General features: G+C 32.2%; 1 protein-coding gene. It reads right to left on the bottom strand.

All coding sequences use genetic code 11. The annotated features are described in order from the left end of the window. Window positions 1–245: hypothetical protein (locus tag SB689_RS23900; RefSeq protein ID WP_410694516.1), on the bottom strand; the 245-nt coding region annotated here is incomplete at both ends.

Genomic DNA, 245 nt, shown 5'->3' with positions numbered 1-245 from the left:
ATTCTTGGCATCTACAAAAACATATTGTCTGCTTAATGGTTGTTCTGCATAAATATCAAACTTATAGGCTAGTTTAAGCTCTTTTAAGCTTTCATCTGTAGGCTCTGAATAATATACAATTTCAGCTTTAGGAGCAAAACTTGCCTTATCATCACCAGATTCTTTTTTAATAAAATCTTCTTCTTCTTTATTTTGCCATTTGTATTTATCTGCTCCCACAAATGATAGTGCACTTTGCAATGCAG

Source organism: Chryseobacterium sp. SIMBA_038, assembly GCF_046535115.1.
Lineage (GTDB): Bacteria > Bacteroidota > Bacteroidia > Flavobacteriales > Weeksellaceae > Chryseobacterium.
The sequence above is the reverse complement of the archived record's forward strand: the minus strand, read 5'-3'. Positions and strand labels throughout refer to the sequence as shown.